The organism is Roseateles sp., from assembly GCF_046300915.1.
Lineage (GTDB): Bacteria > Pseudomonadota > Gammaproteobacteria > Burkholderiales > Burkholderiaceae_C > Kinneretia.
Genome location: NZ_JBKCLH010000140.1, coordinates 1 through 16375, shown reverse-complemented (window position 1 = coordinate 16375; position 16375 = coordinate 1). Strand labels below are relative to the sequence as shown.

The 16375-nt window shown below is 68.2% G+C and carries 13 protein-coding genes; 8 read left to right on the top strand and 5 right to left on the bottom strand.

Annotation, left to right across the window (positions count from 1 at the left end; translation table 11 throughout):
• The first annotated feature begins 57 nt into the window (after positions 1 to 57).
• From ACK5F2_RS10540 to ACK5F2_RS10515, 6 genes are all read left to right on the top strand, one after another.
• The gene (locus ACK5F2_RS10540; RefSeq protein WP_409864541.1) at positions 58 to 1884 is read left to right on the top strand and encodes an ATP-binding protein; all 1827 of its coding nucleotides are present in this window, start codon (positions 58 to 60) and stop codon (positions 1882 to 1884) included.
• Positions 1885 to 1916: 32 nt separating this feature from the next.
• Positions 1917 to 2951, top strand: a complete 1035-nt coding sequence (locus ACK5F2_RS10535) for a bifunctional riboflavin kinase/FAD synthetase (protein ID WP_409864540.1) — start codon at positions 1917 to 1919, stop codon at positions 2949 to 2951.
• Positions 2952 to 3026: 75 nt separating this feature from the next.
• Positions 3027 to 5855, top strand: coding sequence for an isoleucine--tRNA ligase (ileS, locus tag ACK5F2_RS10530; protein ID WP_409864539.1), 2829 nt, complete (start codon positions 3027 to 3029; stop codon positions 5853 to 5855).
• A gap of 12 nt (positions 5856 to 5867) precedes the next feature.
• Positions 5868 to 6368, top strand: a complete 501-nt coding sequence (lspA, locus tag ACK5F2_RS10525) for a signal peptidase II (RefSeq protein ID WP_409864538.1) — start codon at positions 5868 to 5870, stop codon at positions 6366 to 6368.
• A 72-nt stretch (positions 6369 to 6440) separates the two neighbouring features.
• Positions 6441 to 7229 carry a DUF2189 domain-containing protein gene (locus ACK5F2_RS10520; RefSeq protein WP_409864537.1) on the top strand — a complete coding sequence of 263 codons (789 nt, stop codon included), beginning with the start codon at positions 6441 to 6443 and terminating at the stop codon, positions 7227 to 7229.
• A gap of 76 nt (positions 7230 to 7305) precedes the next feature.
• On the top strand, positions 7306 to 8823 hold the full coding sequence (locus ACK5F2_RS10515) for an ATP-binding protein (protein WP_409864536.1): 1518 nt from the start codon (positions 7306 to 7308) through the stop codon (positions 8821 to 8823).
• Here ACK5F2_RS10515 and ACK5F2_RS10510 read toward each other — a convergent pair.
• Positions 8803 to 9795 (bottom strand): quinone oxidoreductase family protein, encoded by a 993-nt coding sequence (locus ACK5F2_RS10510; protein WP_409864586.1) that lies wholly within the window; start codon positions 9793 to 9795, stop codon positions 8803 to 8805. The two genes, ACK5F2_RS10515 and ACK5F2_RS10510, sit on opposite strands and share 21 nt — an antisense overlap.
• Before the next feature lie 69 nt (positions 9796 to 9864).
• Between ACK5F2_RS10510 and ACK5F2_RS10505 the strand changes: the two genes are divergently transcribed.
• On the top strand, positions 9865 to 10782 hold the full coding sequence (locus tag ACK5F2_RS10505) for a DMT family transporter (RefSeq protein ID WP_409864535.1): 918 nt from the start codon (positions 9865 to 9867) through the stop codon (positions 10780 to 10782).
• Positions 10783 to 10880: 98 nt separating this feature from the next.
• Positions 10881 to 11909 carry a CsgG/HfaB family protein gene (locus ACK5F2_RS10500; protein ID WP_409864534.1) on the top strand — a complete coding sequence of 343 codons (1029 nt, stop codon included), beginning with the start codon at positions 10881 to 10883 and terminating at the stop codon, positions 11907 to 11909.
• Positions 11910 to 11981: 72 nt separating this feature from the next.
• Here ACK5F2_RS10500 and ACK5F2_RS10495 read toward each other — a convergent pair whose 3' ends face one another.
• The 4 genes from ACK5F2_RS10495 to ACK5F2_RS10480 form a co-directional block, all read right to left on the bottom strand.
• Positions 11982 to 12770 carry an SDR family oxidoreductase gene (locus ACK5F2_RS10495; RefSeq protein ID WP_409864532.1) on the bottom strand — a complete coding sequence of 263 codons (789 nt, stop codon included), beginning with the start codon at positions 12768 to 12770 and terminating at the stop codon, positions 11982 to 11984.
• A gap of 4 nt (positions 12771 to 12774) precedes the next feature.
• Positions 12775 to 13668, bottom strand: a complete 894-nt coding sequence (locus tag ACK5F2_RS10490; protein ID WP_409864531.1) for a DMT family transporter — start codon at positions 13666 to 13668, stop codon at positions 12775 to 12777.
• Between the two features lie 118 nt (positions 13669 to 13786).
• Entirely contained in the window at positions 13787 to 14899 is a 1113-nt protein-coding gene (locus tag ACK5F2_RS10485) for an ABC transporter substrate-binding protein (RefSeq protein WP_409864530.1), read from the bottom strand.
• A 112-nt stretch (positions 14900 to 15011) separates the two neighbouring features.
• On the bottom strand, positions 15012 to 16133 hold the full coding sequence (locus ACK5F2_RS10480; protein ID WP_409864529.1) for an ABC transporter substrate-binding protein: 1122 nt from the start codon (positions 16131 to 16133) through the stop codon (positions 15012 to 15014).
• Positions 16134 to 16375 lie beyond the last annotated feature (242 nt).

Here is a 16375-nt window from a genome sequence, read left to right as displayed (position 1 = left end):
AGCGGACCTGTGGAAACCTTCGAGACAGAAGGTTCCGTCGTTGGCTGGATGACATCAATGAGCGCCGAATCCATAGAGGATGGAGGAACCACGGCGCACGCGGATCGCATCGCACACATGGTGCGTGCAGAACGCTTGGCCGTCCTTTACGACCAGACCCTGGCGCCTACCGCCGTGGGACTGCTTTTCTGCGGCCCGCTGGTCGGGTGGCTGTGGCCGCACTTCTCGGCGACGCTATTGCTGGGTTGGTTGGGCGTCCGTCTGCTGATCAGCCTGCTGAGATGCGCGGACGTGCTGCGTTTCAGGCGCGCCAGGCCAGATCCCATGGAGGGCAAGCCCTGGTTGCAGCGCTACCTGGCCTTATTAACGCTGGATGCGCTGAGCTGGGGCAGCATGGGATTGCTGTTCCGAAGTCCCGCGGTTCCAGAGCTCGATGGCATCTTGCTGGCGTCTGTGGTCGGCCTGGGCGCCATCAGCCTGTTCTCACTCAGCTGCCTGTGGCCGGCACACCTCCTGTTCTCGACCCTGGTTTTTCTGCCACTGATGGTGATGGAGTTGCTGAGCCAGGACAGCTCCGGTCTGATCGTGGCCGCGGGCCTTGGGCTGTTTCTGGGCGTCTCGGTGTTCGAGGCCCGTCGCATGCAGTCGCGGCATATGGAGCTGCTACGCCTGCGCTTCGAAAACGCCTTGATCGCAGAGCAACGCGAGCAGGCCCTGCGGTCCGCCGAGCGCAACAGCCACAGCAAGAGCCGGTTTGTGGCCATGATGAGCCATGAAATCCGCACCCCGCTGAACGGCATTCTGGGTATCACCCAGCTGCTGGAGCGCGGCGAGCTGCAAACACAGCAGCGCGAACAAGTACAGATCCTGCGCCGCTCGGGCCGGCATCTGCTCACCCTGATCAATGACATCCTGGACCTGGCACGCATCGAGTCCGGCAAGCTGGAGATCGTCCCGCGCCCCCTGCCCTTGCGGGAAGCCGTGGACGATGTGTGCCAGCTGCTGGCCACGGGTGCGGCGGACAAAGGCCTGAACTTCCAGCTCGTGTACGGCGCCTCGCTGCCGGGCTGCGTGGTCGGCGACGCGGCACGCATCAAGCAGGTGCTGCACAACCTGGTGGGCAATGCCATCAAATTCACAAGCCGCGGCAGCGTCAGCGTCGAGGTGGCTGCCGTCCTGGACATGCGCGCCGGCACCCTGCTGCGATTTGCGGTGCGTGATACCGGCGAGGGCATACCGGCCGACCAGATGGAGCGCATCTTTGCGCCCTTCGAGCAGGCCGAGCGCAGCTATCGGCTTGAATCCCCCCGCCCGGAGGGCACGGGCCTGGGCCTGACCATCTCACGCGAGCTGGCCCGCGCCATGGGCGGTGATTTGCGCTGCTCCTCCCAGCCGGGCCAAGGCTCGGTCTTCGAATTCACCCTGCCCATGCAGGCCTGTGAACCGGCGCCTTTGCCCGGCCAGGAAGACCGGGCCGTTCGGGAACTTCCACGACTGACGGGACGTGTGCTGCTGGTGGATGACAGCCCTGTCAACCTGCTGGTTGCGGGGGCCATGCTGGAGAGCTTCGGCCTGAGCGTGGACCAGGCGGAGGATGGGCTGCAGGCCCTGGAATGCATGAAGCGGCAAACCTATGAACTGGTGCTCATGGACTGCCAGATGCCGGAGCTCGACGGCTTCGAAACCACGCAAAGCTGGCGAGCTCATGAGCGCCATCAGGGTCTCCCCCCCCTGCCCATCGTGGCGCTGACCGCCAGCGCCGTGAACAGCGACCGGGACCGTTGTTTGCGGGCAGGCATGGACGACTACCTGGTCAAGCCATTCGAGATGCAAGATCTGCTTGATGTGGTGCAGCGCCATCTGCGCCAGCCCGCGCCTGCCTGAGCGACAGTTCGGGCCGTAGATAATCCTCGCCCATGCAGGTTTTCCGCGGCTTCCACCATCCCGGCATCGCGCCCGCGTGCGCGCTGACCATCGGCAATTTCGACGGCGTGCACCGCGGGCATCAGGCCATGCTGGCGCTCTTGCGCTCCGAGGCCCAGCACCGCGGTCTGCCCAGCTGCCTGCTGAGCTTCGAGCCCCACCCGCGCGACTTTTTTGCCCAGCGCCTGGGCAAGCCCGAGCTGGCCCCCGCCCGCATCGCCCCGCTGCGAGACAAGCTCAGCGAGCTGCAACGCTGCGGCATCGACCAGGTGGTGGTGCTGCGCTTTGATGAGACCCTGGCCGCCCTGAGCGCGCAGGACTTCATCCGCGAGGTGTTGGTGGAGGGGCTGGGCGCGCGCTATGTGCTGGTGGGAGATGACTTCCGCTTCGGCGCCAAGCGCCAGGGCGACTACGCCACCCTGGACGCCGCCGGTGCCCGCGAAGGCTTCGATGTGGCCCGCATGATGAGCTACGAGGTGCATGGTCTGCGCGTCTCCAGCTCGGCGGTGCGCGAGGCCCTGGGCGCGGGCGATATGGAAGCTGCCGCGCGCCTGCTGGGCCGGCCCTACTCGATCTCGGGCCATGTGGTGCATGGCCAGAAGCTGGGCCGCCAGCTCAATGAGTCCAGCACGGGCGCGGGCGACGGCTTTCGCACCCTCAACCTGCGCTTTCCGCACCGCAAGTCGGCCGCCCATGGCATCTACGCGGTGCGCGTGCACGGCCTGAGCGACAAGCCGCTGGGCGGTGTGGCCTCCCTGGGCGTGCGGCCCACGGTGGAAGAGGCCGGACGCATCCTGCTGGAGGTGCACTGCCTGGACTGGCCGGCCGCGCTGGGCCGGGATGGGGCCTACGGTAAAATTGTGCGCGTGGAACTCCTGCACAAACTGCGAGACGAAGCCCGTTACGACGGGTTGCCAGCCCTGAGCGCGGCCATTGCCCGCGACGTGGATCAGGCGCGCGCCTACCTGGCCGCGCACAGCGCCTCGTATGTGAAGGTCAGCCGCCAGACCACGCGCGACCGAATTTGAAGCGCTGCGCGCGCCCCCGCCCCCCCCCCACCCGACAACGCAGACCCCCCGGGGCTGCCCTTCACTGCTGCCGCCATGACCGACGCCGCCAAAGACTACCGCTCCACCCTGAACCTGCCCGATACCCCCTTCCCGATGCGGGGCGACCTGCCCAAGCGTGAGCCCGCCTGGGTCAAGGCCTGGGAAGAGCAAGGCATCTACAAGAAGCTGCGTGACGCACGCTGCGGCGCGCCGAAGTTCGTGCTGCACGACGGCCCGCCCTATGCCAACGGCCAGATCCATATCGGCCATGCCGCCAACAAGATCCTCAAGGACATGATCGTCAAGGCCCGCCAGCTGGCCGGCTTTGATGCGGCCTACATCCCGGGTTGGGACTGCCACGGCCTGCCCATCGAGAACCAAATCGAGAAGACCCATGGCCGCGGCCTGCCGCGGGACGAGGTCCAGGCCAAGAGCCGTGCCTATGCTGGCGAGCAGATCGACGGTCAGCGCGCCGACTTCAAGCGCCTGGGCATCCTCGGCGAATGGGACAAGCCCTACCGCACCATGGACTACGCCAACGAGGCCGGCGAGATCCGGGTGCTCAAGCGCCTGTTCGAGCGCGGCTTCGTCTATCGCGGCCTCAAGCCTGTCTACTGGTGCTTTGACTGCGGCTCGTCGCTGGCCGAGTTCGAGATCGAGTACGCCGACAAGCAGAGCCCGGCGGTGGACGTGGCCTTCCTCTGCGCCGAGCCGGCCAAGCTGGCCGCGGCCTTCGGACTGGCTGCGCTGGATGCCGAGGCCTTCACGGTGATCTGGACCACCACACCCTGGACCATCCCGGCCAACCAGGCGCTCAATCTCAACCCGGAGCTGCCCTACGCCCTGATCAAGACCGCGCGTGGCTACTTCGTCGTGGCCGAGGCCCTGGTCGAGAAATGCCTGGCGCGCTGGCAGCTGGAGGGCGAGCAGGTCGCCGTCACCCAGGGCCGCCAGCTGGAGCTGCTGAAGTTCAAGCACCCGCTGGCCCATGTGGATGCGGGCTATGACCGCGAAAGCCCGGTGTATCTCGCCGACTACGCCACGGCCGACGACGGCACCGGTGTGGTCCACTCCGCACCCGCCTACGGTCTGGACGACTTCCAGAGCTGCGTCTCGCACGGCCTGGCCTTCAAGGACATCCTGAATCCGGTGCAGGGCAATGGCACTTACGAGGCCAGCCTGCCCCTGTTTGGTGGCCTGCACATCTGGAAGGCCAACCCGGTCATCACCGAGGCCCTGCAGAACGCCGGCCGCCTGATGGCCCACAGCAAGATCACCCACAGCTACCCGCATTGCTGGCGCCACAAGACGCCGGTGATCTACCGCGCGGCCGCCCAGTGGTTTGTGCGCATGGACGAGGGAGCCGGCCTCTTCGCCACCGAGGCCCCTGCCCAGACCCTGCGCCAAACCGCACTGGCAGCCATCGACGCCACCAGCTTCTACCCCGAGAACGGTCGGGCCCGCCTGCGCGACATGATCGCCAACCGGCCCGACTGGTGCATCTCCCGCCAGCGCAGCTGGGGCGTGCCCCTGCCCATCTTCCTGCACAAGGACAGCGGCGAGGCCCACCCGCGGACCCTGGAGTTCATCGAGCGTGCCGCGCAGCTGGTCGAGCAGGGCGGCATCGAGGCCTGGGCCAAGCTGGACCCGGCCGAGTGGCTGGGTGCCGAGGCTGAAGCCTATAGCAAGGGCCAGGACATCCTGGATGTCTGGTTCGACTCCGGCTCCACCTTCCAGCATGTGCTCAAGGGCAGCCATGCGGGCGCGGCCCATGCCGAAGGCCCCGAGGCCGACCTCTACCTCGAAGGCCATGACCAGCATCGCGGCTGGTTCCACAGCTCGCTGCTGATCGCCTCAGCGCTGTACGGCCGCGCGCCCTACAAGGGCCTGCTGACCCACGGCTTCGTGGTGGACGGCCAGGGCCGCAAGATGAGCAAGTCGGTCGGCAATGTGGTCGCACCGCAGACCGTGTCCGACAAGATGGGCGCCGAGATCCTGCGTCTGTGGACGGCTGCCACCGACTACTCGGGAGACCTGGGTCTGGACGAGAAGATCCTGGCCCGCGTGGTGGACAGCTACCGCCGCATCCGCAACACCCTGCGCTTTTTGCTGGCCAATGTCTCGGACTTCGATGCCGCGACCGAGGCCCTGCCGCTGGACCAGCTGCTGGAAGTGGATCGCTACGCCCTGGCCCGCGCCGCCGAGTTCCAGGCCGAGGTGCTGGCGCACTTCGAGCGCTACGAGTTCCACCCGGTGGTGGCCAAGCTGCAGGTCTACTGCTCGGAGGACCTGGGTGGCTTCTATCTGGACGTGCTCAAGGACCGCCTCTACACCACGGCCCCCAAGAGCGTCGCCCGTCGCTCGGCCCAGACCGCGCTGTGGCACATCACGAACGGCATGCTGCGCTGGATGGCTCCCTTCCTGAGCTTCACGGCCGAGGAAGCCTGGAAGGTGTTCAACGGTGGTGAGACCATCTTCACCGAGACCTTCTGGCAGTTCCCGCCCGCCGACGCAGCGCTGCTGGCGAAGTGGGGGCGTGTTCGCGAGATCCGTGAATTGGCCAACAAGGCCATTGAAGACCTGCGCAGCCAGGGCCAGGTGGGTGCCTCCCTGCAGGCCGAGCTGCTGATCGGCGCGCCCGAGCAAGACCTGGCCCTGCTGCAAAGCTTGGGCGATGACCTGAAGTTCGTGCTGATCACCTCGGCGGCGCGCGTCGAGGCGGCGGCCGAGCTGAGCATCAAGGTCACACCGTCCAGCCATCAGAAGTGCGAGCGCTGCTGGCACTACCGCGAGGATGTGGGCATCAATCCCGAGCATCCCGCGCTGTGCGGCCGCTGCGACAGCAATCTGCATGGCGACGGCGAAGCCCGCCGCGTGGCCTGAGGACAGCAGGCCATGCGTTCCGCTTCTACCAAATCCCCGTCCTCCCGCATGGGTTTGTGGCTGGGCATTGCCCTGCTCGTTATCCTGCTGGACCAGTTCACCAAGACCCTGATCCTGGGGCACTTCCAGCTGGGCGACAGCCGCTACGTGACCAGCTTCTTCAATGTCGTGCGGGTCCACAACACGGGCGCCGCCTTCAGCTTCCTGGCCGGGGCCTCGGGCTGGCAGCGCTGGTTCTTCGTGGGTCTGGGAACGGTCGCCACCATCTTCATCATCTGGATGTTGCGCCGGCATGGTCAGCAGACCCTGTTTGCCACTGCCCTCACCCTGATCATGGGCGGCGCCATCGGCAATGTGGTGGACCGGCTGCTGCACGGCTATGTGGTGGACTTCATCCAGCTGCACTGGGCCGGCTGGTACTACCCCTCCTTCAATGTGGCCGACAGCGCCATCACCGTGGGCGCGGTGCTGTTGATCTGGGACGAGATCCGGCGCGTGCGCCGCGGCGGCTGAGTACCCCGAGGCATCCCGCAGTCCCGGGCTAACCCGCTGGTACGGAGCCGGTCGGGCCGCTTACGCTGGGGCATGGCCCCGACCGACCCCCTCGACGACAAAGCGGCCGAACCCGGCACCTCGGCCTTCGACATCGCGCTCAATACCCTGAGCTGGCGCGATCCGCTGCGCTGGCTGGCGGCCGGCTGGCGCGATCTGCGCCGCGCGCCGGGCATCGCGCTGTTCTATGGTCTGTGCTTCGTGGCCATGGGCTGGGCCCTGCTGGTGGTCTTCCGTCATGCGCCGGCCTACACGCTGGCGCTCTCGGCCGGCTTCCTGCTGATGGGCCCCTTTCTCTGCCTGGGTCTGTACCAGGTCAGCCAGCGGCTGGAGCGCGGCGAGCAGCCCGATCTGGGCGACTCCCTGCTGGCCTTCGAGGCCCGCATCGGGCAGCTGGCCCTCTTTGGCGCGGTGCTGCTGGTGCTGGAGATGATCTGGGGGCGAGCCGCCCTGGTGGTCTTTGCGGTGAGCTTCGATGGCATGCCGGACTTTGCCGGCTCCGTCTGGAAGCTGCTGGACCCCGAGAACCTGGGCTTCATCGTGGCCTATCTCGGCGTGGGCGCGGTCTTTGCCGGTTTGATCTACGGCATCAGCGTGATCGCGATTCCCATGCTGCTGGACCGGCCCACCGACGCGGTGACCGCCGGCCTGACCAGCCTGCGCCTGCTGCTGACCCAGACCGGGGTCATGCTCTTCTGGGGCGCCTTGATCACGGTGCTGGTCGTGCTGGCCATGTTGCCGGGCTTTGCCGGCCTCTTGGTGGTCGGGCCCTGGCTGGGACACGCCAGCTGGCATGCCTACCGCAGCGCCGTCAAGGCGTAATGCTGCACGGTGAAAATCCTCAGCGGCGGATCTGCCGCCGCAGCGACAATTCACGGCGTTGACCACGCCGCCGCCCATGCTCGATTTCTCCAGCTTGACGCATTACGACTGGCTCGATGTGCCCATGTGGGTCTTCGACCAGGAGCGCCAGCGCAACCTCTGGGCCAATGCGGCCGCCCTCTCCTTCTGGCGCGCCGAAAGCGCCGAAGAGTTTCTCTCGCGCGACTTTTCCGACACCAGCCCCATGGTCAAGGAGCGCCTGGCCGTCACCGCCGCCGACCATGCCCAGGGCAAGATCGTGCGCGAGCAATGGACGCTCTACCCGCGTGGTCAGGCCACCACGGTGCTGCTGGTCTCGCGCGGCATCCGCACGCCCGACCGCCGCCAGGTCATGCTCTTTGCCGCCGACGCCCTGCCCGCCGGCGTTGACAAGAGCATGCTGCGCGGCGTGGAGGCCCTGCAGCACACCTCGGTGCGCATCGCCATGTTCAGCCTGCGCGACGGCTCGGTGCTGATGCGCAACCCCGCCGCCGCCACCGCCTTCGGCCTGGCCGAGGCGCGCGGCAACAAGGCCTTTCTGGCCATGTTCCCCGACCCCGATCTGGCCCGCCGCGTCTTCGGTCAGGTGCAGCGCGGCCAGAGCTTTGCCGCCGATCTGGAACGGGTCACCACGGCCGGCCGGCGCTGGCACGGCGTGGACGCGCGCCCCATGCGCGATCCGGTGACCGGCGAACTGGTCATGCAGTTCAATGCCCGCGACATTGCCGACGTCAAGGCCAGCCAGGCCGCGCTGGAGGCCGCCCGACTGGCCGCCGAGGCCGCCAGCCAGGCCAAGAGCAGCTTCCTGGCCAATATGAGCCATGAGATCCGCACGCCCATGAACGGCGTGCTGGGCCTGACCGAGCTGGTGCTGCAGACCGAGCTCAGCGAGCGCCAGCGCAAGTTCATCGAGCTGGCCCACAACTCGGCCAAGGGCCTGATGGTCATCATCAACGACCTGCTGGACGTGGCCAAGATCGAGGCCGGCCGCGTGCAGATCGAGCAGCAGCCCTTCTCCCTGCACGACTGCCTGCGCGAGGCCCTGCAGCCCCTGCTGCTGCATGCGCACGAGAAAGGCATCGCCCTGCATGCCCGGGTGCAGCCCGGCGTGCCCCTGCATGTGCAGGGCGACGCGCTGCGCCTGCGCCAGGTGCTGGTCAATCTGGTGGGCAATGCGCTCAAGTTCACCGAGAAGGGCGAGGTGCGCCTGGAGGTGCTGCGCCTGGACGAGGCGGGCAGCGAGCCCGAGGCCGGCGCCCACCTGCGTTTTTCGGTGCACGACACCGGCATCGGCATGACGCGCGAGCAGATCGCCCAGATCTTCGACCCCTTCACCCAGGCCGATGGCAGCATCACACGCCGCTACGGCGGCACCGGCCTGGGCCTGACCATCGTGCAGCGCCTGGTGGGCCTGATGGGCGGCCAGGTCATGGTGGAAAGCCAGCCCGGCACCGGCTCCTGCTTCAGCTTTGAGCTGTTGCTGCAACGCGCACCGGCGGCAGCGCCCCCCGAGACGGCGCGCGCCGAGGCCCGCTCAGACCAGCAACACGCCTGAGCCCACGGTGCGGCGCGCCTCCAGATCCCGGTGTGCCTGCTGAACCTGGTCCAGGGTGTAGCGCTGTTCCACACGGATCTTGATATCGCCGGCCAGCACACGCGCGAACAGATCGTCGGCCATGGCCTGGGTGGATTCGCGCGTGGCCAGATGGGTGAAAAGCGTGGGCCGGGTCACATAGAGCGAGCCCTTGGCCGCCAGCTGGCCCAGCTGCACCGGGGGCGCAAAACCCGAGGCATTGCCAAAGCTCACCAGCAGGCCGAAGGGCGCCAGGCTGTTGAGCGAGCCCTCGAAGGTGTCCAGACCCACCGAGTCGTACACCACCTTCACGCCCTGGCCGCCGGTGATCTCGCGCACGCGGGCCGCGAAGTCCTCGCGTCGGTAGTTGATGGCGTGCACCGCCCCGGCCTCCAGGGCCAGGGCGCATTTCTCGTCCGAGCCCGCGGTGGCGATCAGGCGCAGGCCCAGGGCGCGCGCCCACTGGCAGGCGATCAGACCCACGCCGCCGGCCGCGGCATGAAAGAGCACGAAGTCGCCCGCCGCCAGACCGCCCTGGGGCAGGGTCTTGCGCAGCAGGTACTGGGCCGTCAGGCCCTTGAGCATCATGGCCGCGCCGGTCTCGAAGTCGATGCCCTCCGGCAATCGCACCACACAACGCGCCGGCATCACGCGGGCCGTGGCATAGGCGCCAGGCGGTTGGCTGGCATAGGCCACGCGGTCACCCACGGCCAGATGCGTCACGCCCTCGCCCACCGCCTCCACCACGCCGGCCGCCTCCATGCCCAGGCGGGCCGGCAGCGGCAGCGGGTAGGCGCCGCTGCGGTGGTAGATGTCGATGTAGTTCAGACCGATGGCATGGTGGCGCAGCCGCAGCTCGCCGGGGCCGGGTTCGCCCACCTGCACCGGCGTCCACTGCAGCACCTCGGGCCCGCCCGGGGACTGGATCACAAGCTCTCGCTCGCCTCGGCTCATCGACATGCTCCTCATCGACTGTTGAACTTCCGCTATCGTGCCAGCCTTTGCCGCCATGTGCCCGCCCCGATGCTCACGCCCCGACTTGCACTTCTGCTCACCCTGCCGCCCCTGCTCTGGGCCGGCAATGCCGTGGTCGGGCGCCTGGTGGCCACCAGCGTGCCGCCGCTGCTGCTGAACAGCCTGCGCTGGGGCCTGGTCTTCCTGCTGCTGCTGCCCCTGAGCTGGCGGCTGCTGCGCCATCCGGGCCCGCTGCTACGGCGCTGGCCCTATCTGGCCCTGGTCGGCGTGCTGGGCATGGGCTGCTACAACGCCCTGCAATACCAGGCCCTGCGCAGCTCCACCGCACTGAACGTGACCCTGATCACCGCCAGCATGCCGGTGTGGATGATGGCCGTCGGCGCCTTGGTCTATGGCGTGAAGCCCACGCGGCCCCAGTTGCTGGGCGCCCTGCTCTCCCTGGTGGGCGTAGCCTTCGTGATCACGCATGGCGAGCTTGCACGCCTGGCTGAGCTGCACTTCCTGCCCGGCGATTTGCTGATGCTGCTGGCCGTCTTCTCCTGGGCGCTCTACAGCTGGCTGCTGGCGCGCCCGCCGGCACATATGCAGGGCGAGGAGAAGCCGGCCTGGAACTGGGCCGAGACCATGATGAGCCAGCTGGCCTTCGGCCTGATCTTCGCGGTCGGCAGCGCCGGCGCCGAGCAGCTCTGGACCGGGCAACCCATCCACTGGAGCCCGGCCCTGCTCCTGGCCCTGGTCTATGTGGCCATCGGCCCTTCGCTGATCGCCTACCGTTGCTGGGGCCAGGGCGTGGCCGAGGCCGGTCCGGCCCTGGCCGCCTTCTTCGTGAACCTGACCCCGGTCTTTGCCGCCCTGATGTCGGCCGCCCTGCTGGGCGAGTGGCCGGCCTGGTACCACGGGGCGGCCTTTGCCCTGATCGTGGGCGGCATCGTGGTCTCGACGCGACGCCCGGCCGCCAGTTCGTGAGCGAGTCCGCAAGAAGCTGATTCTTGGGGTGTGAGCCGCCGGGGGTGACTGCCAGAATTCGCGTTTTCGCTTGTCATCCAAGAAACGGGAGTTCACACATGGCATCCAAAGCCCGCGCCTGGCGCATCCCTGCTGTCTGCGGCCTGCTGGCCCTGATCCCCCTCGTCTCCGCGGCCCAGGAGCTGGGCAAGGGCGGCTCGGTGGCCACCGGCAGCGCGGGCCCGGACGGCGCCCAGAATGCCAACAGCCAGCTGGAGCGCTGCGACGCGCCCAAGGGCACGATCGCCGTGCATGAGCCGCAGGACGATCTGCTGGTGCGCCTGCGCGGCTACGGCCTGGCCTCGCCCAACGGCCTGATCCGCATGATCATCCAGCAGTCCAACTGCTTCCAGGTCATCGAGCGCGGTGTGGCCATGCAGAACATGATGCAGGAGCGCCAGCTGGCCCAGTCCGGCATGCTGCAGCAGGGCTCCAACATGGGCCAGGGCCAGATGGTCACGGCCGACTTCCTGGTCACGCCCAATGTGGTGTTCTCCGAGAACAATGCCGGCGGCGTGGGCGCGGGCGTGCTGGGTCTGTTCGGCGGTGCCGGCCGGGCCCTGGGCGCCATCGCCGGCGGCCTGAAGTTCAAGCAGGCCCAGACCAGCATGCTGCTGGTGGACGCCCGCTCGGGCATCCAGGTGGCGGCGGCCGAGGGCAGCGCCGAGAAGGCCGATTTCTCCCTGGGCGGTGCCCTCTTCGGGGGCGGCGTGGGCGTGGGCGCCGGCGGCTACTCCAACACCAACGAGGGCAAGGTGATCACCGCCTCCTTCGTGGACAACTGGAACAACATCGTTCGCGCGGTCAAGAACAACCCTTCCCTGATCCAGCCCAAGGCGGGCGCGGCGGCCCAGGCCAATGCGGCCAAGAGCGTGCAGGCCAATGCCGCGGCCGAGGGCGATGTGATGGTGCCCAAGATCGGCGGCGCCAAGGTGCTGCGCTTGCCGCGCGAGGGCGCGCCCGAGCTGCAGACCCTGGCCCGCAGCGACGAGGTGCTGTACCTGGGCGAGGAGAAGGACGGCTTCCTGAAAGTGCAGTCGCCCAAGGGCGAGGGCTGGGTCAAGAAGGTGCTGCTGCGTAAGCAGTAATCAGCCCTCGCCTCGGCTGAACAAAAGCCCGGAGCGGCCGCCAGCGGCCCGCCGGGCTTTTTCTTGGCCGACTTAGAAGGTACCGGGGTAGGCGCCGCCGTCCAGCAGGATGTTCTGGCCGGTGAGGTAGCCCATCTGCTGGCTGCAGAGCATGGCGCAGACGGCGCCGAACTCGGCCGCCGTGCCAAAGCGCTGGGCCGGGATGCCGGCGCGGCGCTTGGCCGCCACCTCATCTGCCGCCTGCCCGCTCTTGGCCGCGCCCGCCGCCAGGGTCTTCTGCAAGCGCTCGGTATCGAAGGCGCCGGGCAGCAGATTGTTGATCGTCACATTGCGGCCCGCCAGGCGGGCCTGGCGCGAGAGCCCGGCCACAAAGCCGGTCAGGCCGGAGCGGGCGCCGTTGGAGAGGCCCAGGACATCGATGGGCGCCTTGACCGCGCCCGAGGTGATGTTCACCACCCGGCCGAAACCGCGCTCGGCCATGCCATCCACCGTGGCCTTGATCAGCTCGATGGGCGTGAGCATGTTCGCCTCCAGCGCCGCCAGCCACTCTTCGCGGCCCCAGTCGCGGAAGTCACCGGGCGGCGGGCCGCCGGCATTGTTCACCAGGATGTCCACCTGCGGGCAGGCGGCCAGGGCTGCGGCCCGGCCCTGGGCCGTGGCGATATCGCCGGCCACGGTGCGCACCTCCACACCCGGATGTGCCGCGCGAATGGCGGCGGCCGTGGCTTCCAGGGCCTCGGCGCCACGCGCCGTGATCACCACATTCACGCCTTCGGCCGCCAGCGCCTCGGCGCAGCCGCGCCCCAGGCCCTTGCTGGCCGCACACACCAGGGCCCAGCGGCCCTTCAGTCCCAAGTCCATCGTTTCATCTCCATCTCGTCAACAACCAGACGCCACCCATCACCAGCACCGTCCCCACGGCCACCAGGGGCGTGAAGGGCTCGCCCAGGATCCACACGCCCATCAGGATGGTGGACATGGGGCCGATCATGCCGGTCTGGGCGGCCAGGGTGGCCCCGATGCGCTCAATGGCCATCATCACCGCCAGCACCGGCAAGAAGGTGCAGGCCGTGGCGTTCAGCAGGGACAGCCACCAGACCTGGGGCGCCAGCTCGGCCAGGCCCGCCACAGGCCGCAGCAGCAGGAACTGCGCGATGCAGAGGATGCAAGCCACCGTGGTGGCCAGGCCGGTCAGGCGCATGGCGCCCAGGCGCTTGACCTCCTCGCCGCTGTAGACCAGGTAGAGCGCGTAGCTCACGGCGCTGCCAAAGACCAGGGCCGCGCCCAGCAGCACATCGCTGCCCTGCAGATGCAGCTCCTGCCCGAAGACCAGGAGCACGCCGGCATAGCTCACCGAGAGCGCCAGCAGCTGCCGCCCCGTCACCCGGCGCTTGAAGAGGATCCAGCCCAGGAAGAGCACCAGGGTGGGATTGAGGTAGAGGATCAGGCGCTCGAAGCTGGCCGAGATATAGGCCAGGCCGGCGAAGTCCAGAAAGCTGGCCAGGTAATAGCCCGAGAAGCCCAGGCCCAGCACCGCGATCCAGTCGCGTCGGGTCAATGCCGGCTTCCCCCGCCCCGCCCACCAGGCCAGCAGCAGGAACAGGGGCAGCGCAAACAGCATGCGCAGCATGATGAGGGTGACGGCATCCACCCCATGGCGGTAGGCCAGCTTCACGATGATGGCCTTGCCCGAGAACGCCACGGCACCCAGGGAGGCCAGGGCCAGACCGGGCCAGGGCGTCTTGCTGTCTGAGGACATTGGCCGGATTGTAGAAAGCCGGCATCAATCGCGCCTTCGTCAGCCCAGAAGCCCGCCTTCAGACCCGGGGCTCCGGCGTGGGCCGCCCGAGCCCTTAGTCAGGCCTGAGCCGCTCTGCTCAGCGCCAGAACTTGCCGTCCGGCCCGATGATGGACACATCGGCATAGTCCAGGCCCGTGTGGTCGCTGGGGCTGAAGTTCAGCTCCAGGCCGCCCAGATCGAACTTGCTCATGCTGTCCAGGGCGCGCAGCAGGCCGGCGCGGCTGAGATCCTTGTCCTTGGCGGCGCGCTTGAGGCCTTCCACCAGCACCTTGGCGGCGGTAAAGCCTTCCAGGCCCGCCGGCGTCAGCTCCATCTGACGGGCCTTGGCCAGGCCCTGCGCCTCGCGCACCAGGGCCAGGTTCATGGAGCGCTCGGAGGGGAAGACCTGGCTCACGATCACGCCACGGGCCTGGCCCTTGAGCAGCTTGATGAAGCCGGACGAGGCATTGTTGGACAGGGTGACCAGCTGCGCATTGGAGCCCGCGGCACGCAGGAACTCCACGCTCTCAGCCACGGTGTCGGCCGAACCGACAAAGACCAGGGCCTGCACATCGGCCTGGGCCATCTGCTTCATCAGCGGCGCGGTATTGGGCGTGGCGCGCGGGTACTTCAGATGCGCCGCGGGCTTGAGCTTGGCCAGCTCCAGACCACGCAGGGCGCCGGCTGCGCCGTCGTCGCCAAAGCTGTCATCCACCTGCACCAAGCCGATGCGCGTGACACCCATGCCCGCCAGATGCAGCACGGCCCGCTCGGCCTCGCGCTGGTAGGTGGCGCGCACATTGAACACATGGGGATTGACCGGCCGGTGCAGCAGCATGGCCCCCGTGGACGGCGCCACCAAGGCCAGCTTGTGCTCGGCCAACAGGGGCAGCAGGGCCTGGCTGTGCGGCGTGCCACGGCTGAGGAACAGGGCCAGCACACCCTGATCAATGAGCTGCTTGGCATTGGGCACGCTGAGCTTGGGATCGAACTTGTCGTCCAGCGAAATCAGCTCGATCTTCTGCCCGGCCACACCGCCCTGGGCATTGACCGCATCCAGGTACAGACGCGCGCCCTCGGTGATCTCCTTGACACCGACGGCTGCCTGTCCGGTGATGCCGGCCGTCTGGCCGATCTTGATCTGGGCCCAGGCGGGCAGGCTCAGGGCCAGCGCGGCCGCCAGCAGGGTCTGCTTGATGATGGTTTGCATCGTGGTATCACCTCCGGCGCGGATTGTGGCCGCGCGCCAGCATGGCAGCCTTGACGCAGCCCGGCAAGTTGTGAGCAATTGTCCGTTCTACGCCCGGCTCAGGCAGCGGGGCTCAGCGCCAGAACTTGCCGTCGGGTCCGATGATGGCCATGTCGGCGTAGTCCAGGCCCGTGTGGTCGGCCGGACTGTAGCCCAGCTCCAGGCCACCCAAGTCCAGCTTGCCCAGGCTGTCCAGCGCACGGACCAAGCCGGCGCGGTCCAGGGCCTTGTCCTTGGCCGCCTTCTTCAGCCCCTCCACCAGCACCTTGGCGGCGGTGAAGCCTTCGAGCATACCGGGCGAGAGCTCCTGCTTGCGCGCCTTGGCCAGGGCTTGAGCCTCGCGCACCAGGGCCAGGTTGATGGAGCGCTCAGCCGGGAAGGCCTGGCTCACGATCACGCCGCGAGCCTGAGCGCCCATCAGACGAACGAAGCCAGCCGTCGCATTGTTGGACAAGGTCAGCAGCTGGGCCGTGGAGCCCGCGGCGCGCAAGGCCTTGGCGCCTTCGGCCACCTGCTCGGCCGCGCCGATGAAGATCAGGGCCTGGGCATCGGCCTGGGCCACCTGCTTCATCAACGGAGCCAGCTGGGGCTGGGTGCGGGGGTACTTCAGGTGCACGCTGGGCTTGAGCTTGGCGACCTGCAGGCCGTGCAGCACACCGGCGGCACCATCGTCGCCAAAGCTGTCATCCACCTGCACCAGAGCCACGCGCTGCACGCCGCGGCCCACCAGGTGCTGCACCGCCTGCTCCGCCTCGCGCTGGTAGGTGGCACGCACATTGAATACATAAGGGTTCACCGGCTTGTGCAGCAGCATGGCGCCGCTGGAGGGCGCCACCAGGGCCAGCTTGTGCTGGGCCAGCAGGGGAAACAGGGCCTCGGTCTGGGGCGTACCGCGGCTCAGAAAAAGCGCCAGCACGCCGCGCTGCTCGATCAGCTGCTTGGCGTTGGCCGCGCTGAGCTTGGGATCGAACTTGTCGTCCAGGGTGATCAGCTCGATCTTCTGGCCGCCCACGCCGCCCTGGGCGTTGACGGCGTCCAGGTAGAGGCGCGCGCCCTCGGTCGTTTCCTTGACCCCGGCAGCCACCGGGCCGCTGAAGCCGGCCGTCTGGCCGATCTTGATCTGGGCCTGGGCCGGCAGGGTCCAGGCGCTCAGCGCCAGCACGGCGCCCAGCAGCTTGATGGGCAAAGAGGGCATGGGTCTTGGGCTCATGAAAGGTCTGTCCTGGCCAGGGATTGTGGCAAAGCCCGGCCCGCGGGCACTGTACGCCCCGGGCCCGGCCGTGAGCAAATGCCAGGTGCCGGCCCGGGCTCGGGCAGGCGGAGCACACCAGGCCGGCCGTGGCGGCCGAGCAACGCCACGGGTGTGGTACGCCGAGCTTAGCCCCTGCGCCCAAGGCTCTGCAAGACGGCCGCCGCCGCGGCCAGGCCGGCCGCGGC